Source organism: Xanthomonas sp. F1, from assembly GCF_014199855.1.
Window position 1 is genome coordinate 239,940 of the sequence record NZ_JACHOK010000004.1, and the last position, 18,189, is coordinate 258,128.

Sequence of the window (18,189 nt, forward strand, 5' to 3'; positions counted from 1 at the left end):
TGGACCGTGTCGGGAGGGGGCGCGGAGCGCACGCCGCGCCCGATCCATCGCGGATGCAACAACCATGCCGCTCGTCAGCCAGGTTGCAGCCGACATGGCTGGACCGCCGCGCCGCGATGGTTCCCATTTGTTACTGCCCGTGCGAAGCGGCAGAGGGAGGCCAGCGCGCCGCTAGCGGTCGCGGCAACTCATTCCACGTAGAGCACGGTGTCGTAGAAGTACAGCGAGTACTGGCGCAGGCGCAGCTTGGCATCCGGCAGGATCCGGTCCAGTTCGGCGACGATGTCCAGCAGGTCGAGCGCGTGGTGGTAGCAGGTGATGGCCATGCGCGGGCGGCAGCGCCGGATCAGTTCGGTGGCGCCGCGCAGCACCGTGGGCTCGAACCCCTCCACATCCATTTTCAGCAGGGTGGCGCGTTCGAGCACGTCGTCCAGGCGCAGGCAGGCGACGCGTGCGGCGCCGCTGCCGTCGAGCCGGCTGCCCATGGTGCCCTGGGCATCGAACGCGAGGGTGCCGGCGACATCGGCGACCGCCGCGTTGTACAGGGTGGTGCGGCCGCCGTCATCCGCAAGCCCTTGCTGCAGGGCGGCGAAGTTCTCCGGGTCCGGCTCGAAGGCGTGGATGGCCGCATAGCGGTCGCGGGCGGCAACGCGGAACTTACGCACGGTGTCGCCATCGTAGGCGCCGATGTCCACGTAGTGCTCGTTCGCCGCGATCCGGATCGGATGCGGGTTGCCCTGGAACATGGAGAAATACTCCTGTTCGCCCGGACACAGCACATCCAGCAAGGGTCGCCGATCGCCGTTCATGCGCATCTGCAGCACCGCATCGAGCGTCCGCACGCTCAGGGCGTCGGCCAGGCGATGGCGCACGGCGTCGAACCGTTGCGCATGCGCCAGCGTCTGCGCGCGCGTCGTCGGTCCGGTCTCGTAGATCAGGGTCATGTCCAGGGCGTACATGAGCTCCGGCAGATCGACGGCGCGGCCGCCGACCTGCTGCACCAACTGCGCAAAGTGCAGCCAGGTCGGGATCGAGTAGCCGCAGTTGATCGCGGGCAGACGGGCCAGGCTTGGGTCCTGACGCAGCGCTGCCGTCGGCAGCACCGCGTCGAAACCGTCGACCGGCATGGCCTGCGCATGCAGGACGTCGTCCAGCGCGAGGATGCTGATTCCCGGCGCTCTGGCGAGCAGCGCCGTGGCCGCAGCGGACGCGAAAAGTTTTCCAAGATGGGAGCTCGGGGCCAGGAAGATCGCACCGCCAGCGCGCTTGCAGGCATCGATCAGGTCGGCTTCGCGCTGACGCGCGGCCAGGTGGTCGGTCATGGGTCCACTCGAAAGGACGCGCCATCGGAGGCGCGCGGATGCTGGGAAGACGGATGCGAGGGGCGTGTCGCGTCGTAGCGCAATCAGGCCGCACGGCGATCGCCGCCCGCGAGCGATCCTAGCGAAGCCGGCTGCGCCAGAATCGTGCATGCATCCCAGCCCGGCGTGCTGTCGCACTTCGCGCCGTTTTGGGCAAAGTGAATCGACGAGGTCGGCACAGCGACGCCAATCCGTTGCTGGCGGAAACGCATATGTTCAAGAACACCACGACGCGCGCATTCGCGCGCGCCTGCGTCAACGCAGGATGCGGGCGCCGCCAGGCATCAGTGCGTCGTGGAAACAGCGGTCCGGCAACACGTCCGGCACGGTACCGGGCAGCAGCCATTCGCAGTGACGGCCGATCTTCGCACCGCTGCGGGTCATGCTGCCGCCGCCCAGGGTGCTGCCCTGACCGATCTGGGTGCCGCGGCCGAGGTGCACGCCGGCATGCAGGGTGACGCAGGCGCCGACGCGCGCGTCCTGTTCGACGATCACCTGGCGTTCCAGCCAGCTGCCGGCGCCGATGCTGCTGCCGGCCGCCAGGTTGCAGCCGGGGCCGACATGCACGTTGCCGAGCAGGCGCACGCCGTCATCGACGTGCGATTGCGGCCACACCAAGTCGATGCTGCCGTAGCCGGCCAGGCGCACGTCGGCGAGCAGCTTGTGCCGCGACTGGTTGACCGCGCGTTCGTCCATGGCGACGAACACGTCGGTCGCAGCGGGCGCATGGTTGGCGTGCAGGGCGCCAAGATCGAAGTTGTAGCGGTCCGGCGATTCCAATGCGATGACGACGTGGTCCAGCCCGCAGGCCTGCGCGGTGCGTTGCGCCTGCTCCAGCGCATGGCCCTGGCCGATCAGCACCAGCGTCTTCATGCCGCTTGCTCCAGCACGTTGGCGCGGTACCACAGGTGCTGGCGCACCAGCTCGGTCTCGTAGTCGCCGTGCATGAAGGAGCGCGAGTGCGGACCCAGGCCGGCCTGCAGGCGTTCCAGCACTGCGGTGTCCTCGGCGATCACCTGATGCTCGATGCGCATCAGTGTGCTGAGCAGGGCGGTGAAATCGGTCCGCTCGCTTTTACGCCGGGCGGTGGCCACCCACAGGTGGTAGTCGGTCTCGTCGGGCGAGACCGGGTCGTACTGCTGCAGCACGAAGGAGTCGCCACGCACGCTGTAGAAGTTCACGTTCGGATAGAGGAACCAGTTGTAGAACGCCGAATCCTCGCCGTAGCGCTCGCACAGCGGCCGGTACCAATGATCCTGCACCGCGATCTCGGCCTTGGCCGGGAAGCTCAGCGCATGCAGCGGGACCGGATCGCCGCCCTGCAGCAGTTGTTCCACCACCGAGGGGACTTCGGCGGGCCGCTCGACGTGCGCCGAGGGCTTGGGCGCCGCAGTCATCAGCGGGTTGAAGGTCTTGGGATGAATGAACGGGATATGGTTGTAATCCTTCACGTTCTCCATGTTGAGCTTCCAGTTGTAGCGCACGCGGTGGCAGCTGTAGATCAGCTGCGAATCCACGTGCGATGCCGCGGCGCGCAGGGTCTCCAGGAACGCAGGCGCGAACTGATCCTCCAACGGCAGCGGGTGCTCGGCCATGTTCACGAACAGCAGCTCGCCGACCTGCTGCACCTGCAGCTTGGTCAGGCAGATGCCGGCCTTCTCCTCGGCGGTGAACTGGTACAGGCCGGAGTTGGGCATCCCGCGCAGTTCGCCCTCGGCGCCGAACGACCAGGCGTGGTACGGGCACACCAGAGGACGCTTGCCGTGCGACTCGGTCTGGATCGCCGACTGCCGGTGCGGGCACTGGTTGAGGAAGGCGCGGATGCCGGCCTCGGTGCGCTGCACCAGCACCGGCACCCCGGCCACCTGGCGCGCGAAGAACTGGTTGCGCTCGCGCACCATGGAGGCGAAGCCGACGAAGATCCACAGCTTGCCGAACAGCCGCTGTTGTTCCAGGCGCAGGCTGTGCGGGCTGATGTAGTGCTCGGCGTCGAGGGCGTGGCGGGTCATGCGGAACGGCGTCCTGGGTGCTGGGTCAACGGCTGAAGATCGTACGCGCCGGATTCCCGGCGACGGTGACGTTGGGCGGCACGTCCTTGACCACCACGCTGCCGGCGCCGATCACCGCGCCGTCGCCGATCGCGATGCCGGGCAGCACGGTGGCATGCGGGTGGATGACCACGTCGTGGCCGATGCGCGCGCCGCCACCGATGAACACGAAGTTGCCGATCTGCACGTAATCGCCGATCACCACGTCGTGGCCGACGATGGTGGTGGCGAGGATGGTGACGAATTCGCCGATGCGGCTGTCCGCGCCGATCGACACGCCGACCTCGAACAGGCTGCCGCGTCCGATCGGCGTCTCCGACGCTTCGCGCAGGCGCGGGCGCAACACCATGAAGTCGGCGCCGCGCTCCAGCAGCGGTCGGCTGTAGCGGCGGCGCGCGGCCGGATCGCCGAGCGCGCAGACGAACAGGTCGCCGGGCACCGGCTGGTAGGTGTCCGGGTCGCCGAGCAGCGGCCAGCGCAGGCCGGCGCCGAGTGCGTTGCGGCTGTCCAGGAAGCCCTTGATGTCCCAAGCCTGGCCGTAGCCCGGATCGTCGTTGCAGGCCATCGCTGCGATGCCGCGGCCGAAGCCGCCGGCACCGACGATCAGCACGTGTTGCGGCGGCGCATCGCTCATGCGAACTCCACGCCGCCGTCCATGCTGAAGGCTTGGCCGGTGACCTTGCTGCTGGCGTCGGAGAGGAAGTACAGGCAGGCCAGGGCCACGTCCTCGGGGTCGCCGATGCCCAGCGGATAGCGCTTGCGGCTCTCCTCGAACCAGGCCTTGTCCTCGTTGATCAGGGTGGTCTCGACCAGGCCCGGGCACAGCGCATTGGCGCGGATCTGGCGCCGTGCCAGTTCCAGCGCCAGCGGCCGCAGCATGCCGATCAGCGCCGCCTTGGAGCCGGCGTAGGGGCCGACGCCGACGGTGCCGGTCAGCGCGGCGATCGAGGCGAGGAAGACGATGGAGCCGCCGGGGCGCAGCGCTTGGCGCGCGAGCAGATGGCGGGTCAGCATCGTCGGCGCGACGTAGTTGATCGTCATCACCTCGGTGAGGAAGCGCTCGCTGACCAGCTTCATCGGCGACAGGCCGCGGATGCCGGCGCTGTGCACCACACCGTCGAGCGGCCCGCTCTCGGTGGCCAGGCGCTGCACGGTGGCGGCGTCGCACAGGTCGCCGGCGAACAGGCGGTGGCCCTCGCCCGGCAAGGCGTCGAGCAGGGCCTGCAGCCGCGGCAGGTCGCGGCCGGCCACGAGCAGGTGCGCACCGGCGCCGGCGCAGGCCTTGGCCACCGCCTCGCCGATGCCCTTGGAGGCGCCGGTGACCAGGATGCGCTTGCCGTGCACGCCGTACAGCGTCTTCAGCAGCGCGGCGGGCGTTTCCGCAACGGACATGGGGGTCTCCGGGCTCATAGGCGAATCGGCAGGGACAGCCCGCCGTCGATGGTCAGGGTGCTGCGGGTGATCCAGCGGCTGGCGTCGGACAGCAGATAGGCCGCGCCGTTGGCGACATCGGCCGGGTCGATGCGGCCGAGCGGCGTCAGGGCGATCTTGTCGTCCATGTCGGCGGTGCTGCCCAGCCTGCTCAGCATCGGCGTGTCGACGTAGCCTGGGGCGATGCAGTTGGCGCGGATGCGGTGCCGGGCCTGTTCCAGCGCGAAGGACCGCACCGCGGCCTCCAGCGCCGCCTTGGACCCGGCGTAGCCGGCGCTGGCCTGCGGCGCGGCGCGCGCGGTCAGTGCCGAGACGTAGACCAGCGAGGCGCCTTCGTGCAGCTTGCGCTTGGCCAGCAACTGCTGGGTCAGGACGACCGGTGCCAGGTAGTTCACCGACAGCATCTGCTGCAGGTGCTTCTCGGCGGCCATCCGGAACGGCACCAGCGCGGCGATGCCGGCGCACGAGGCCAGGCCGTGATAGCGCTCGGCCGCCTCCAGCAGGCGTGTCCGGGTCGCGTCCTCGGTGAGGTCGCCGACGACGCTGCGGTGGCCCTCGCCGGGGAGCGCATCGGCGACCGCCTGCAGACGTTCCGCGTCGCGCCCGTTGAGCACCAGCGTCGCGCCCAGGCGCGCGCACAGACCGGCCACGGCGGCGCCGATGCCCGAGGAGGCACCGGTCACCAGGAGGGTCTTGCCCTGCAGCCCGAAGGCATCGGTCGTTGCAGAGAACGCCATCGTCAGGACTCGATCAGGTCGGGGAACACCGCGCCGTCGATATCGACCAGGCAGGTGCCCCAGGACAGGCCGATGCCGAAGCCGCACAGCAGCACGCGCTTGCGGCCTGCTTCCAGTTGCTTGTTGATTCGCGCGGTCATGGTCACCGGCAGCGAGGCGCCGCTGGTGTTGCCGAAATCGTGCAGGGTGGAAGGCACCTTTTCCGGCGGCAGGCCGAGCTTCTTGCGGATGGTTTCGTTGATCATCCGATTGGCCTGATGGAACACGAAGTAGTCGATCTCGTCCTTGGACACGCCGCTGTAGTCGAGCAGCTTCTGCACCGCCGGCGGCACCCGCTGGGTGGAGAAGCTCAACACCGCCACGCCGTCCAGTTGCAGGTCCACGCCGCGGTGCCAGTGGTCGTGCTCGTCGGCGCGGTACGGGATCAGGTGCTGCACCCCGACCGGTTCGCGGTGGCCGCCGACCGGCAGGATGATCGCGCGGTAGCCGCTGCCGTCGCTGTTGAGATCGAAATGCATCGGCGCCGCATCGGCGCTGAACTCCAGCGCGGTGGCGGTGCCCGAGTCGGAGAAGATCGGATCGTCGAAGTTGGCGCTGCGGTCGCCCACCAGCAGCAGGCCCTTCTTGACCCCGCCGGCGGCGATCATCGAGCCGAGCAGGTTGATGCCGAACGGGTAGGCCGAGCAGCCCAGATTGACGTCGAAGGCCACGGTGGCGTGCGACAGGCCCAGGCGGTCCTGCAGGATGATCGCGGTGGCCGGGATCGGATAGTCGGGCGACTGGGTGACCACGATCAGCGCATCGACCTCCTCGCGCTGCCACTGCAGACGCTCCAGCAGCACCTGCGCCGCGTCGAAGGCCAGGTCGGAGAAGCATTGCCAGTCCGCGGCCATGCGCCGGGTCTCGATGCCGATGTTGCGCACCAGCCGCTCGCGCTCGGAGCGGATCTGCGGCCGGCAATCGGTGAGGTTGGAGACGACGCGCTTGGGCACGCAGGTCGCCATGCCGGCGAAGCGCACGTTGTGCAGCGTGGAGGTCGGCATGCTACGCCCCGGTCAGCTGGTAGAGATCGCCCAGGGTGACCACGGCGGCGAGGTGCTCGCCGGTGATGGTCTTGCCGTACTCCATGTCGAACATCACGATCACGCCCAGCGCGGCCAGCGAATCCCACTCGGGCAGTTCGCGCAGGACGGTGTCCATGGTCACCTCGACCGGATTCTGGAAATCCGTGGCCGACAGGAAATTCTCGATAAACGTCTCTTGGCTCATGCTGCGGGTTCCACGGGTTGGGCGAAGGAGGGAAGGGCGAGGGTGCTGGCGGAGTCGGACGCGGGCATGACGCCGCCCGCCGCGGCAATCAGGTCGACGATGGCGTCCACCTGGTCGGCCGCCAGTCCGGGGAAGATCGGCAGGCACAGCACGCGGTCGGCCATCTGCCGGGCCACCGGCAGGCCGGCCGGGGCGGAGGAGGGCAGGCTACGGTACATCGGGAAATCGCTGATCAGCGGGTAGAAATAGCGGCGCACCAGGATGTCGTGGCTGCGCAGCAGCCGGTGCAGTTCGTCGCGGGCCAGCGGGAAGGCATCCTCGACCAGGATCGGGAACGAGGCGTAGTTGGACAGCGCCGGCGCCCGTGGCGCCAGGCAACGGATGCCCGGCACCTGCGCCAGGCGTTGCCGGTAATGCGCGTCGATCGCCCCGCGTTGTGCCAGCGCCGCATCGATGTGCTGCAGTTGCAGCAGCCCGAAGGCGGCGTTGATCTCGCTCATCTTGCCGTTGATGCCGGTCGCCACCACCGTGGTCTCGTCGACGAAACCGAAGTTCTTCAGACGGCTGATGCGCTGGTAGGTCTTGGCGTCCGGGCAGACGATGGCGCCGCCCTCGAAGGTGTTGAACACCTTGGTGGCGTGGAAGCTGAGCACGCTGAGGTCGCCGTGGCGCAGGATCGAGCCGCCTTCGTCCTTGACCCCGAACGCGTGCGCGGCGTCGTAGATGACCTTGAGGTTGTAGGTGTCGGCGATGCGCTCGATCGCGCTGGTGTCGCAGGGCGTGCCATAGCAGTGCACCGGCATGATCGCGGTGGTATGCGGAGTGATCGCCGCCTCGATCTTGAGCGGATCCAGATTCATGGTCTGCGGATCGATGTCCACGAACACCGGCTTGATGCCGCGCCACAGCAGCGAATGCGCGGTGGCGACGAACGAGTACGGCGTGGTGATGACCTCGCCGGTGATGCGCAGCGCCTGCAGCGCGGTCAGCAGCGCCAGCGTGCCGTTGGTCAGCAGCGCCAGATGGTTCACCCCCAGGTACTCGGCCAGCGCCTTTTCCAAGGCGCGGTGCATGTCGCCGCCGTTGGTCAGGATGCGGCTGCGCCAGATCTGCTCCAGATAGGGGACGAACGCCTCCAGGGGCGGCAGCAGCGGGCTGGTGACGGGGATGGACATGGGACCTGCCTGGCGACGGGTGGAAGTCCCCGGTGCGGAATGCGCCGCCCGGTGCTATGGAAACGTGAAGCAAGCCACATGCCAAAGAGGCTGTCTACTGCCGTGACGCCTCCCGGGAGGCAGCGACTGGCAGGACAACGGGCCGCGTGGCGAACGGTGATCGCGGGATGCGCGGCAGCGCCCACGATGCGCCGGTCGTGCCGCCGCGGGGATCGATGACAGGGGAGGGAGGTGCGTCGCGCTGGAGGCTGGCGCGCCGGGTGCGGCCGCACCCGGCGCCGTGCGCCGGCTCAGCTGGCCAGTTCGGTCTGGTCGCGGTCGATGCCGTACTTGCGCAGCTTCTCGACCAGCGTGGTGCGTCGCAGGCCCAGCAGTTGCGCCGCATGCGCGACCACGCCCTGGGTGCGCTCCAGCGCCTCGTTGATCAGCGCCAGCTCGATGTTGGCCATATGTCCGCGCAGGTCCAGGCCGCTTTCCGGCAGTGTCGCCGCGGCCGCGGCAGGCGCATCGGCATCCGCGCCGCCCGGCTTGCCGCCGGCGTGCAGGTCCACCACATTGGGCACGCGGCGCGCATCGGCGGCGATCGGCGCCGGCGGCGCGGACACGTCGATGGACGAGGCGAAGTCGCCGCGGTAGCGTGCCGGCAGGTCCTGGACCCGCACCAGGCCGCCCGGATGCAGCACCGCCAGACGCTCGACCAGATTCGTCAACTCGCGCACGTTGCCCGGCCACTCGTAGCTGCGCAGCGCCTGCAAGGCCTCTTCGGAGAAGCGCACTTCGCCGCGTCCGGTCCGCGCCAGCTGCGCGGCGATGGTGTGCACCAGCGCCGGCAGGTCGTCGCTGCGCTCGCGCAGCGCCGGCATCTCGATCGGGAATACGTTGAGCCGGTAGAACAGGTCCTCGCGGAACTGGTTGCCGGCGATGCGCTCTTCCAGGTTGCGGTGGGTGGCGGCGATCACCCGCACGTTGCAGCGGATGGTGACGTTGCCGCCGACCCGCTCGAAGCTGCGTTCCTGCAGCACGCGCAACAGCTTGACCTGCATCGGCAGGCTCATGTCGCCGATCTCGTCGAGCAGCAGGGTGCCGCCCTCGGCCATCTCGAAGCGGCCCTTGCGCGCGCTCAGCGCGCCGGTAAACGAGCCCTTCTCGTGGCCGAACAGTTCGCTCTCGAGCAGGTCCGGCGGGATCGCGCCGCAGTTGATCGCCACGAACGGGCCGTCGCGGCGCGGCGACTGCTGATGGATCGCGCGCGCCACCACTTCCTTGCCGGTGCCGGACTCGCCCAGCACCAGCACGGTGGTGTCGAAGGCGGCGACCTGGTCGATCAGCCGGCGCAGGCGGGTGACCGCCGCGCTGGTGCCGGTCGGGCCGTTGTCCTGTGCGGCACCGGCCTGGTGCTCGGCGTCCAGCCGCTTGAGACTGGCGCGGCGCAGCAGGGTTTCCAGTTGCGCGTGGCGCAACGGCGCTTCCAGTTGCCACACGTTGGCTTCGTGCAGACCGTGACGCTGGGCGAAGGCCTGTGCATCGCCGTTGAGCAGCAGCACCGGCGGCGGCAGCGAACTGCGTGCCACCCAGCCGAAGAAGGCATCGGCCTGCTCCTGGTCGTCGAGCCCGCCGACCAGGATCGCCATCCATTCGGTCTGCCGGTGACGGCCGGGCTGCACGTCGGCGACATCGGTGACCCAGCGCGGGTTGAGGTCCATGAATTCGAGCAGGCTCACGGTCCGCTCGGCGCGCACCGCATCGTCATCGATCACCAGGATCCGCGATTCGCTCATGCCGGCACCCCTTCGGTCCGAAGCCCCTCCAGGATCGGCATCACTTCCTGGATGTAGGACAGCTTGCTGACGAAGTTGTCGGCGCCGGCGCGCATGGCATGCTCGCGGTGCTCGGCATCGTCGAAATGGCTGGCGATCACGATGTACGGCGCCTGGTCCTGGGTCTTGATCAGGCGCGTGGCCTGCAGGCCGCCCATCTCCGGCATGGCCAGGTCCATCAGCACCACCTGCGGCCGCAGCGACTCGGAGCGCTCGATGGCCTCCAGGCCATTGGCGGCGCTGCCGATCACTTCCATCCACTCCAGCTTGCGGAAGTGGCGCATGGCGGCGTTGATGAAACCTTCGTGGTCGTCGACCAGAAGCACGGACAGTTTGTTCATATGCGTCGTTTTTCCTTAGCCCACACGGGCCAGCAGCGGTTTGCTGCCGCGGCGGCGTTCGCGTGCGGGAGCGATGTCCAATTGTTCACGATACTTGGCAACTGTGCGCCTTGCCACGTTTACGCCCTGTCGCGACAGCAGCCCGGCGATGGCCTCGTCGGCCAGGGGCCGCCCGGCCGGCTCGGATTCGATCAGGCGCCGGACCATGGCCCGCACCGCCTGCCCGGACACCGCGGCGCCTTCCAGGCGCACCGCAAAGAAGTGCTTCAGCTCGAAGGTGCCGCGTGGGGTCTGCAGGTACTTGCCGGTGGTGATGCGCGATATCGTCGACTCGTGCATGCCGATCGCCTCGGCCACTTCCTTCAGGGTCAACGGCGCCATCGCTTCCTCGCCCTTGACCAGGAACGCCGACTGGCGCTCGACGATGGCGCGAGTGGTACGCAGCAGGGTTTCGTAGCGCATCGACAGGCCGCGGGTCAGCCAGCGGGCCTCCTGCAGCATTTCGCGCAGCGGCTGCGCGGCGTCGCCGGCCTCGGCCAGGGCGCGCTCGTGCATCGGGTTGACGGTGACGCGGTGGGTGGTGGCCGGGTTCAGCGCCACCCGCCAGGTGCCGTCGGCATGCCAGGCGACCACGTCCGGCAGCACATGGCCAGCGTCCTGCGGCTGCAGGCTGTCGCCGGGCCGCGGCTGCAGCGACAGGATCAGCCGCACCGCCTCGCGCACGTCGTCGGTCTCGGCATCGAGCTGGCGCCCAAGCAGGGCGTAGTCGTGGCTGGCGAGCAGGTTGAGGTCGCCCTCTAGGATGCGCGCGGCGAGATGGCGGCCGGGCACGCGGCCGGGCAGGTCGCTCAGCTGCGCCTGCAGGCACTCGCGCAGGTCGCAGGCGCCAAGGCCGGCCGGGTCGCCGTGCAGCAGGCGCTGGCGTACCGCTTCGGCCTGCGCCACGGACAGGCCAAGGCGTGCGCTGGCCAATTGCTGCAGGGTGTCCAGCGGGCCGTCCAGGTAGCCGGCATCGTCGCAGTGTTCCAGCCAGAACGCGGCGGCTTCCAACTCCAGTGCCGGCAACTCCAGGGCCAGCCGCTGCAGCACGCGCAGGTGCGGATCGGTGGACTCGCCGGCGGCGATGCGCTGCATGCGGTCGTCTTCGCCGTCGTTCCAGCCGGCGGCCGGGATGTCCCACATCGAGGATTCGGGCAGTTCGTCGAACGCCGCCGTTTCCAGCGCCGCATCCTCGTGCTTCACCAGCGGCTCGATCACGCCCTCGGGCTCTTCCAGTTCGAGCAGCGGATTGGTCTCCAGCGCGCGGCGGATTTCCAGTTCCAGTTGCATGCCGTCGAGCTGCAGCAGCCGGATCGACTGCAGCAGTTGCGGGGTCAGATGCAGTTGCTGGCCCAGTTGGGCGGAAACGGTCGGCTTCATGCGGACTCCCTCGGTTCGGCGCCAACCCTCTGGCGCCCGTGGAACGCATACTGCTTGTCGCCCGACGGTAACAGAATCAGGGGGTTCCTGAGTAGAGTGGGTAAATTCCCGACAGGGTGTCAGGGATTTCCCGACCTGCGGGTGGTGAGCGCCGGACAGTCGACGGCGCAATGCCTTATCTGGCGGGCCTCGCCGGGAGCGGAACCCCCTGCTGACCGGTTAAGGCAAACACCATGCCAATGTCCCGTGTCGGGATGTCGTCCCCAGTTCAGCTCAGTTCGCCCTGATGGCGCGCGGCCAGCAGGACCAAGTCATTGGCGCGTCGGCAGCCCAGGGACTCCATCATCCGTGCGCGATGGGTCTCCACGGTCTTGACGCTGATGCCCAGGTCCGAGGCGATTTCCTTGTTGCTCTGGCCGCGGCCGATCTGGCGCAGGATCTCGCGCTGCCGCGGCGACAGGGCGGCGATGCCCACCGGACGCTCGCGGCCGAGCATCGGCGCGATCATCTTGGAGGAGATCTGCGGGCTCAGGAACACCTGGTTGGCGCTGGCTGCACGCAGCGCCAGCTCCAGTTCCAACGGGGCGGCGTCCTTGACCACGAAGCCGGTGGCGCCGCGGTCCAGTGCGTCGCGCACGTGCACCGGGTCGTCGTGCATCGACATCATCACCACCCGGGTCTTGGGCGAGCTGTGCAGCACGTCGGTGAGCGCGTCCAGGCCGCTGCGCCCGGGCAGCGACAGGTCCATCAGCACCAGATCGGGGCGGTGCAGGGTGGCCAGGTCCACGGCCTGCTGCGCGTTGCTGGCCTCGGCGACCACGTCGACGTCCGCAAACGTCTGCAGCAGCCGGCTCAGGCCGGCGCGTACCAGGGTGTGATCGTCGACGATGATGACTCGCACGGTGAGGTCCTTCTATTCAGATCCGCACCTTAGCCGAGCCGCTCGCCGCCGCCAACCTCGTCGCGGTGGCCGGGGCGGCGGGAGCCGGCTCAGCGTGCGCGCCGGCTGTCGGCGATCTGCCGGCGGTGCAGCCGGAACAGGTGGCGTTCCAAGGCCTCTTCCAGGCCGGGCGGCTGTGTCTCGAACCGTAGCCAAAGTTGCACGACGCCGGCGGTGGTGGCCTCGGCCAGTACCCTTACCGGCAGTTCCAGGTGGTCCGGCAGCCAGTCCGAGGGCTGCAGGCGCAGCAGGCCGGCGGCGCCGGCGCTGGCGCCGGAGCGCGCGCCCAGGTCCAGCCGCACTCCCCGGCGCGACCAGCACAGCGGCCGCAACGGCAGGGCATCCTCGTGCTGGCGGGCCAGCCGGCTCAGCAGCACCAGCATCAGGTCGAGCTTGGCCTCCATCCGCTGGGTCTGCGCGGTGGCCTCGCTGCGGTCGTCGCTGCCGTCCTCGCCGCGCAGATCCTCGATCTGCGCCAGGCTGCGCAACAGCGCCTCGCCGGCAGCGAGCCGGCCGGCGCCGTTGCCCAGGCGGAAATCCGCGGGCAACGCCAGTTCGCAACTGAGGGTGTCATGGAACAGTTCGGCGTCGGCCGGATGCTGTGCGGCGCCGTCCGAGCCGGTGTTCATCCCAGCAGTCCGGCCTGCGAATAGAGCCGCGCGGCATGGCTGGACTGGCGGCTGCTGCGCAGCCAGGCCGCGGCATGGTCGCGCTCCATGCGCATCTGCGCGGTCACCGCCTGCTGCAGGGCGAGCAGCGGCTTGAGCGCTTCGCGCGAGCGGTCGGCGCCGTCCTGCTGCAGATACGCCTGCAGGCGCCGCTCGTGGTCGGCGATCATGGCTTGCGCCAGTGCGTAGTCGTCGCCACGCAGGACCTCGCGCAACTCGTGCAGGTCGTTATGCAGGTCGGCGAGCTGGATGCTCACGACGCGTTCGCCGTGGCCAGTTCGCGCTGCTGTGCGGGAATCGCGGCCCAGGCCGCGTCGATCTCGCTGAGCAGTTCCAGCGCTTCGGTCAGCGCGGCGTCGTCGTTGTGCAGGTTGGCTTCGGTCAGCCGGTGCATCACGTAGTCGTAGAGCGCCGACAGGTTGCCGGCGATCTCGCCGCCGGCCTCGTGGTCGAGCGAGCCGTTGAGATGGCCGACGATGGCGCAGGCCTCGCCGATCGCCTTGCCCTTGCGCGCCTGGTCGCCCTGCGCGAGGCAGGCCTGGGCCTGGCGGATGCGCTGGCAGGCACCAGCGAACAGCATGGCGACCAGCTTGTGCGGATCGGCATCGGTGACGCTGGTGGAAATGCCCATCTTGCGATATTGCTCGGCGTACTGGCGGCTGGAACCGTACATGGAAAACTCCTCGGTGGATCGGCTGGCCTCCGCGCCGTGCCGGTGAGCGGCGACGCTGTGGTTGCTGCGGCCAATCCGTAATGACTGTCGATACTCTTCTATCGGCCGCAACGCGTCTCGACTTGAGCCGTGCGGCCGCGTGCGCGTCAGCTGAACTGCTTGGTCAGGCCGTCGCTCACGCTCTGCATCTGCGTCACCAACGTCTCCATTGCGGTGAAGCGCGCGGTGTACTGGTCGGTCAGGGTCTGCATGCGCTTGTCGAGATCGCTGAGCTGGTCGGTCAGATCGGAAATGTGCTTGTTGAGCGCGTCGGTGCGTTGGGTCAGCGTGCCGCTGGTGCTGTCCAGATTGCTCTTCAGCAGCGTGCTCATGCCGGTGCCGAAGCTGCCGTTGTTGCCGAGCAAGGTCTTGGCCGCAGACGGATCGGCCGCCGCGGCGGTATCGAACTTGGCGCTGTCGAAGCTCATCACCCCGTCCTTGTCGATGGTCACGCCCATCGCCATCAGGCCGCTGACGTTGTCGCTGACGAGCCGGCGCAGCGACTGCTGCAGGCCGCGCACCATCGCATCGCCGGTCATCGGCGAGGCCTTCTTGTTGGTGGCGTCGTAGGCGCTGGACGACTTGAGCACGCTGTTGGCGGAGTTGTAGGCGCTGACCAGGGCGGTCAGATTGGCCTTCAGCGGGGTGTTGTCGTTGGTGATGTTGAGATTGAAGGTGGTGCCGGCCACCGCCTTGGTGAGGTTGATCGCCACACCGGGCACCAGGTCGGCGATGGTGTTGCTGCTGGAGGTGCGCTGGAAGCCGTCCACCTTCACCACCGCGTCGGCGGCGGCAATGGTCTGGGTCAGGCCGCCGCTGTTGCCGGGCGGGTAGGTGAGATTGGCCAGGCCGCCGTCGCCGCCGGAGGTGGTGATGGTCAGCGCGCCCTTGGTGCCGGTGTCGACCGCGTTGAGCACCAGGTGGTCGCCATCGTCGGCGGTGACCACGCTGGCGGTCAGGCCGGCACCGTTGGCGGCCTTGTTGATGAAGGCGGCCACGTCGCTGAGCTTGCTGCCGGCATCGACGTTGACATTGAGCGTGGTGCTGCCGTAGGCGATGGTCAGGGTGCCGCCGCCGACCACGGCGCCGCTGGCGTAGGCCGACGAGGTGAGTTTCTGCGACTGCGCCAGCTTCACCACTTCGATGCCGTACCGGCCGGCATTGGCGCTGGAGGTGACGGTGGCGGTATAGCCGGCGCCATCGTCGATGGTCGCCTTGTAGGCGCCCTTGTCGGCGCTGTCGGACACCGTGCTCATCGCCGTCTGCAGGTTGGACAGCGCGCTCTTGATCGTGCTCAAGGACGACAGCTTCGCACTGGAGGCGGTACCGTCGCGATTGATCCGGTCTTCCTGCGGCTGGCGTTCCTTCGATACCAGTTTGGCGACGAAGGTCGGGATGTCCAAGCCTGAGCCGATTCCAGTGGTGGACATGGTGGCGGTCCTTGAGGTGGCCGGCGCGCGGTGCGCCAGCGGCTGAGGGGAGTATCGGCGCGCGGGGACGCTTCTTGAGCGTCGTCCGCGCGTCGCGACGGCTCCCCCTGGCAATGCAAATCCTGTGCCGCGGCGAGGCGTCAAAAAAAAGCCCCTCCTTGCGGAGGGGCTCCGGTGGTGCGGTGCGGCGGGCGACGCTTAGCCCTGGAGCAGGCTCAGCACGCTCTGCGGCGCCTGCTTGGCCTGGGCCAGCATCGCGGTGCCGGCCTGCTGCAGGATCTGCGTGCGGGTCAGCTCGGCGGTTTCCTTGGCGTAGTCGGTATCGCGGATGCGGCTGCGCGAGGCCGACAGGTTCTCCGAGGTGGAGCTCAGGTTGGCGATGGTGGAGGTGAAGCGGTTCTGGATCGCACCCATGTCGGCGCGCGAGGAGTTCACCGAGGTCAGCGCGTTGTCGATGATGCTCAGTGCCTTCTGCGCGCCCTGGAAGGTGGAGATGTCCACGTCCGCCAGGTAGTTGGTGGTGCCGGCGGTAGCAGTGGCGCTGGCGGCGATGCCGGCGTTGCTGAAGGTGATGCCGGTGGCGCCGGTGGCCGAGCCCGCGGTGAACGAGAAGTCCTGGCCGCCCTTGACCGATTCCAGCTTCAGCGCGCTGGTGGTCGGGTCGATCGAGGCGTACACGCCGGTCTGCGCCAGCTTGTCGTTGATCGCCGAGGCGATCTTCTTGGCGACATCCGCGCCGGCGTCGCCGTTGGCTACGGCGACCGAAGCGATGCTGACGCCGTTGACGACCATGCCGGAAAAGCTGCCGCTGGCGGTCGCGGTACCGGAGGCCAGGGCGGCCGAGCCGGTCTGGGTGGCGGCGAAGCCGGCCTTGCCCAGTGCGCTCGCGCTGGCGTTGACGATGCTGTTGATGCCGATGGTCTGGCCGGCGTCGGCGCCGACCTGGAACAGCGCGCCGGAGAACGAGCCGTCCAGCAGCTTGGTGCCGTTGAAGTTGGTCTGCTTGGAGACGCGGTCGATTTCCGAGGCCAGCTGTTTGACTTCCGAGTTCAGTGCGCCGCGGTCGGTGGTGGAGTTGGTCGCGTTGGACGACTGCACCGCCAGTTCGCGGATACGCTGCAGGTTGTTGCCGATTTCGACCATCGCGCCTTCGGCGGTCTGCGCCAGCGAGATGCCGTCGTTGGCGTTGCGCGAGGCCACGTCCAGACCACGGATCTGGGTGGTGAAGCGCTCGGAGATCGCCAGGCCGGCGGCGTCGTCCTTGGCGCTGTTGATGCGCAGGCCCGAGGACAGGCGCTGGATCGTCGTCGCCAGGCTGGCGCTGGTGGTGTTGAGGTTCCGCTGAGCGTTCAGCGACATTACGTTGGTGTTGATGACCTGTGCCATTTGGATACCTTAATTTTTAACGTGTGATATGGCTTCCGCTGCGAGGGCTTCTAATGGCGTAGAAGCCCTCGGCGGTGCATCGCGGCTTGCTGCGCTTAGCCCTGGAGCAGGCTCAGCACGCTCTGCGGTGCCTGCTTGGCCTGGGCCAGCATCGCGGTGCCGGCCTGCTGCAGGATCTGCGTGCGGGTCAGCTCGGCGGTTTCCTTGGCGTAGTCGGTGTCGCGGATGCGGCTGCGCGAGGCCGACAGGTTCTCCGAGGTGGAGCTCAGGTTGGCGATGGTTGAGGTGAAGCGGTTCTGGATCGCACCCATGTCGGCACGCGAGGAGTTCACCGCCGTCAGCGCGTTGTCGATGATGCTCATCGCCTTCTGCGCGCCCTGGAAGGTGGAGATGTCCACGTCCGCCAGGTAGTTGGTGGTGCCGGCGGTGGCGGTGGCGCTGGCGGCGATGCCGGCGTTGCTGAAGGTGATGCCGCTGGCGCCGGTGGCCGAGCCCGCGGTGAACGAGAAGTCCTGGCCGCCCTTGACCGATTCCAGCTTCAGCGCGCTGGTGGTCGGGTCGATCGAGGCGTACACGCCGGTCTGCGCCAGCTTGTCGTTGATCGCCGAGGCGATCTTCTTGGCGACATCCGCGCCGGCGTCGCCGTTGGCCACGGCAACCGAGGCGATGCTGACGCCGTTGACGACCATGCCGGAGAAGCTGCCGCTGGCGGTCGCGGTGCCGGAGGCCAGGGCGGCCGAGCCGGTCTGGGTGGCGGCGAAGCCGGACTTGCCCAACGCGGCGGCGCTGGCGTTGACGATGCTGTTGATGCCGATGGTCTGGCCGGCGTCGGCGCCGACCTGGAACAGCGCGCCGGAGAACGAGCCGTCCAGCAGCTTGGTGCCGTTGAAGTTGGTCTGGCTGGAGACGCGGTCGATTTCCGAGGCCAGCTGCTTGACTTCCGAGTTCAGCGCACCACGGTCGGTGGTGGAGTTGGTGGCGTTGGCCGACTGCACCGCCAGTTCGCGGATACGCTGCAGGTTGTTGCCGATTTCGACCATCGCGCCTTCGGCGGTCTGCGCCAGCGAGATGCCGTCGTTGGCGTTGCGCGAGGCCACGTCCAGACCACGGATCTGGGTGGTGAAGCGCTCGGAGATCGCCAGGCCGGCGGCGTCGTCCTTGGCGCTGTTGATGCGCAGGCCCGAGGACAGGCGCTGGATCGTCGTCGCCAGGCTGGCGCTGGTGGTGTTGAGGTTCCGCTGAGCGTTCAGCGACATTACGTTGGTATTGATGACCTGTGCCATTTGATATCTCCTCTAAGCGATTTGTCCGGCAACCCGTTGGTGCCTGGAGCCTCCGCAGGGGGCCATCAATTGGCCAGTGCCGCTGCTGATACAAGTAACGGCGGCCGGCGCGCAACCTTTAGTGATTTACTGCCGAAAATTTGGCGTTCCGGCGATTTGCGCGACACCAGAA

Annotated in this window: 19 protein-coding genes; all 19 read right to left on the minus strand. The window is 68.4% G+C overall.

Annotation, left to right across the window (positions count from 1 at the left end; translation table 11 throughout):
* Positions 1-188: 188 nt before the first annotated feature.
* Entirely contained in the window at positions 189-1,472 is a 1,284-nt protein-coding gene (locus GGR71_RS11705; RefSeq protein WP_237474292.1) for an FkbM family methyltransferase, read from the minus strand.
* Positions 1,473-1,616: 144 nt separating this feature from the next.
* Positions 1,617-2,234, minus strand: coding sequence for an LbetaH domain-containing protein (locus tag GGR71_RS11710; protein WP_160958730.1), 618 nt, complete (start codon positions 2,232-2,234; stop codon positions 1,617-1,619).
* Positions 2,231-3,370 (minus strand): aromatic ring-hydroxylating oxygenase subunit alpha, encoded by a 1,140-nt coding sequence (locus tag GGR71_RS11715; protein WP_160958732.1) that lies wholly within the window; start codon positions 3,368-3,370, stop codon positions 2,231-2,233. The genes GGR71_RS11710 and GGR71_RS11715 overlap by 4 nt, the downstream gene beginning before the upstream one ends.
* 25 nt (positions 3,371-3,395) lie before the next feature.
* Positions 3,396-4,043 carry a NeuD/PglB/VioB family sugar acetyltransferase gene (locus GGR71_RS11720; RefSeq protein ID WP_160958735.1) on the minus strand — a complete coding sequence of 216 codons (648 nt, stop codon included), beginning with the start codon at positions 4,041-4,043 and terminating at the stop codon, positions 3,396-3,398.
* Positions 4,040-4,801 (minus strand): SDR family NAD(P)-dependent oxidoreductase, encoded by a 762-nt coding sequence (locus GGR71_RS11725; RefSeq protein ID WP_160958737.1) that lies wholly within the window; start codon positions 4,799-4,801, stop codon positions 4,040-4,042. The genes GGR71_RS11720 and GGR71_RS11725 overlap by 4 nt, the downstream gene beginning before the upstream one ends.
* Positions 4,802-4,815: 14 nt before the next feature.
* A complete protein-coding gene (locus GGR71_RS11730; protein ID WP_160958739.1) occupies positions 4,816-5,577 on the minus strand; it encodes an SDR family NAD(P)-dependent oxidoreductase in 762 nt (253 codons plus the stop codon).
* 2 nt (positions 5,578-5,579) lie between these two features.
* Positions 5,580-6,620 (minus strand): ketoacyl-ACP synthase III, encoded by a 1,041-nt coding sequence (locus tag GGR71_RS11735; protein ID WP_160958742.1) that lies wholly within the window; start codon positions 6,618-6,620, stop codon positions 5,580-5,582.
* Between the two features lies 1 nt (position 6,621).
* On the minus strand, positions 6,622-6,846 hold the full coding sequence (locus GGR71_RS11740; RefSeq protein WP_048489828.1) for an acyl carrier protein: 225 nt from the start codon (positions 6,844-6,846) through the stop codon (positions 6,622-6,624).
* Positions 6,843-8,021 (minus strand): DegT/DnrJ/EryC1/StrS family aminotransferase, encoded by a 1,179-nt coding sequence (locus GGR71_RS11745; protein ID WP_160958744.1) that lies wholly within the window; start codon positions 8,019-8,021, stop codon positions 6,843-6,845. The genes GGR71_RS11740 and GGR71_RS11745 overlap by 4 nt, the downstream gene beginning before the upstream one ends.
* Positions 8,022-8,311: 290 nt before the next feature.
* Positions 8,312-9,799 (minus strand): sigma-54 dependent transcriptional regulator, encoded by a 1,488-nt coding sequence (locus GGR71_RS11750; protein ID WP_160958747.1) that lies wholly within the window; start codon positions 9,797-9,799, stop codon positions 8,312-8,314.
* On the minus strand, positions 9,796-10,179 hold the full coding sequence (locus GGR71_RS11755; RefSeq protein ID WP_048489825.1) for a response regulator: 384 nt from the start codon (positions 10,177-10,179) through the stop codon (positions 9,796-9,798). The genes GGR71_RS11750 and GGR71_RS11755 overlap by 4 nt, the downstream gene beginning before the upstream one ends.
* Positions 10,180-10,194: 15 nt before the next feature.
* Positions 10,195-11,598 carry an RNA polymerase factor sigma-54 gene (rpoN, locus tag GGR71_RS11760; protein WP_160958750.1) on the minus strand — a complete coding sequence of 468 codons (1,404 nt, stop codon included), beginning with the start codon at positions 11,596-11,598 and terminating at the stop codon, positions 10,195-10,197.
* Between the two features lie 268 nt (positions 11,599-11,866).
* On the minus strand, positions 11,867-12,499 hold the full coding sequence (locus tag GGR71_RS11765) for a response regulator (protein WP_017908534.1): 633 nt from the start codon (positions 12,497-12,499) through the stop codon (positions 11,867-11,869).
* An 89-nt stretch (positions 12,500-12,588) separates the two neighbouring features.
* Complete coding sequence (locus GGR71_RS11770; protein WP_160958752.1) at positions 12,589-13,167, minus strand: PilZ domain-containing protein; 579 nt, start codon at positions 13,165-13,167, stop codon at positions 12,589-12,591.
* Positions 13,164-13,463 (minus strand): hypothetical protein, encoded by a 300-nt coding sequence (locus tag GGR71_RS11775; RefSeq protein WP_160958755.1) that lies wholly within the window; start codon positions 13,461-13,463, stop codon positions 13,164-13,166. The genes GGR71_RS11770 and GGR71_RS11775 overlap by 4 nt, the downstream gene beginning before the upstream one ends.
* Positions 13,460-13,879: a flagellar export chaperone FliS gene (gene fliS, locus GGR71_RS11780; RefSeq protein ID WP_010341674.1), complete on the minus strand. Its 420-nt coding sequence runs from the start codon at positions 13,877-13,879 to the stop codon at positions 13,460-13,462. The genes GGR71_RS11775 and fliS overlap by 4 nt, the downstream gene beginning before the upstream one ends.
* 146 nt (positions 13,880-14,025) lie before the next feature.
* Entirely contained in the window at positions 14,026-15,348 is a 1,323-nt protein-coding gene (gene fliD, locus GGR71_RS11785; protein WP_160958757.1) for a flagellar filament capping protein FliD, read from the minus strand.
* 198 nt (positions 15,349-15,546) lie between these two features.
* Complete coding sequence (locus tag GGR71_RS11790) at positions 15,547-16,734, minus strand: flagellin (RefSeq protein WP_184451966.1); 1,188 nt, start codon at positions 16,732-16,734, stop codon at positions 15,547-15,549.
* Between the two features lie 95 nt (positions 16,735-16,829).
* Complete coding sequence (locus GGR71_RS11795) at positions 16,830-18,017, minus strand: flagellin (protein ID WP_184451968.1); 1,188 nt, start codon at positions 18,015-18,017, stop codon at positions 16,830-16,832.
* Positions 18,018-18,189: the final 172 nt, after the last annotated feature.

Bases quoted from the DNA above. Each gene is read 5' to 3' on its own strand.
- GGR71_RS11790 (WP_184451966.1), bottom strand. From the start codon at position 16,734: ATGGCACAGGTCATCAACACCAACGTAATGTCGCTGAACGCTCAGCGG.
- GGR71_RS11720 (WP_160958735.1), bottom strand. From the start codon at position 4,043: ATGAGCGATGCGCCGCCGCAACACGTGCTGATCGTCGGTGCCGGCGGC.
- rpoN (WP_160958750.1), bottom strand. From the start codon at position 11,598: ATGAAGCCGACCGTTTCCGCCCAACTGGGCCAGCAACTGCATCTGACC.
- GGR71_RS11710 (WP_160958730.1), bottom strand. From the start codon at position 2,234: ATGAAGACGCTGGTGCTGATCGGCCAGGGCCATGCGCTGGAGCAGGCG.
- GGR71_RS11715 (WP_160958732.1), bottom strand. From the start codon at position 3,370: ATGACCCGCCACGCCCTCGACGCCGAGCACTACATCAGCCCGCACAGC.
- fliS (WP_010341674.1), bottom strand. From the start codon at position 13,879: ATGTACGGTTCCAGCCGCCAGTACGCCGAGCAATATCGCAAGATGGGC.
- GGR71_RS11745 (WP_160958744.1), bottom strand. From the start codon at position 8,021: ATGTCCATCCCCGTCACCAGCCCGCTGCTGCCGCCCCTGGAGGCGTTC.
- GGR71_RS11750 (WP_160958747.1), bottom strand. From the start codon at position 9,799: ATGAGCGAATCGCGGATCCTGGTGATCGATGACGATGCGGTGCGCGCC.
- GGR71_RS11705 (WP_237474292.1), bottom strand. From the start codon at position 1,472: ATGCACGATTCTGGCGCAGCCGGCTTCGCTAGGATCGCTCGCGGGCGG.
- fliD (WP_160958757.1), bottom strand. From the start codon at position 15,348: ATGTCCACCACTGGAATCGGCTCAGGCTTGGACATCCCGACCTTCGTC.
- GGR71_RS11795 (WP_184451968.1), bottom strand. From the start codon at position 18,017: ATGGCACAGGTCATCAATACCAACGTAATGTCGCTGAACGCTCAGCGG.
- GGR71_RS11730 (WP_160958739.1), bottom strand. From the start codon at position 5,577: ATGGCGTTCTCTGCAACGACCGATGCCTTCGGGCTGCAGGGCAAGACC.
- GGR71_RS11740 (WP_048489828.1), bottom strand. From the start codon at position 6,846: ATGAGCCAAGAGACGTTTATCGAGAATTTCCTGTCGGCCACGGATTTC.
- GGR71_RS11770 (WP_160958752.1), bottom strand. From the start codon at position 13,167: ATGAACACCGGCTCGGACGGCGCCGCACAGCATCCGGCCGACGCCGAA.
- GGR71_RS11755 (WP_048489825.1), bottom strand. From the start codon at position 10,179: ATGAACAAACTGTCCGTGCTTCTGGTCGACGACCACGAAGGTTTCATC.
- GGR71_RS11725 (WP_160958737.1), bottom strand. From the start codon at position 4,801: ATGTCCGTTGCGGAAACGCCCGCCGCGCTGCTGAAGACGCTGTACGGC.
- GGR71_RS11735 (WP_160958742.1), bottom strand. From the start codon at position 6,620: ATGCCGACCTCCACGCTGCACAACGTGCGCTTCGCCGGCATGGCGACC.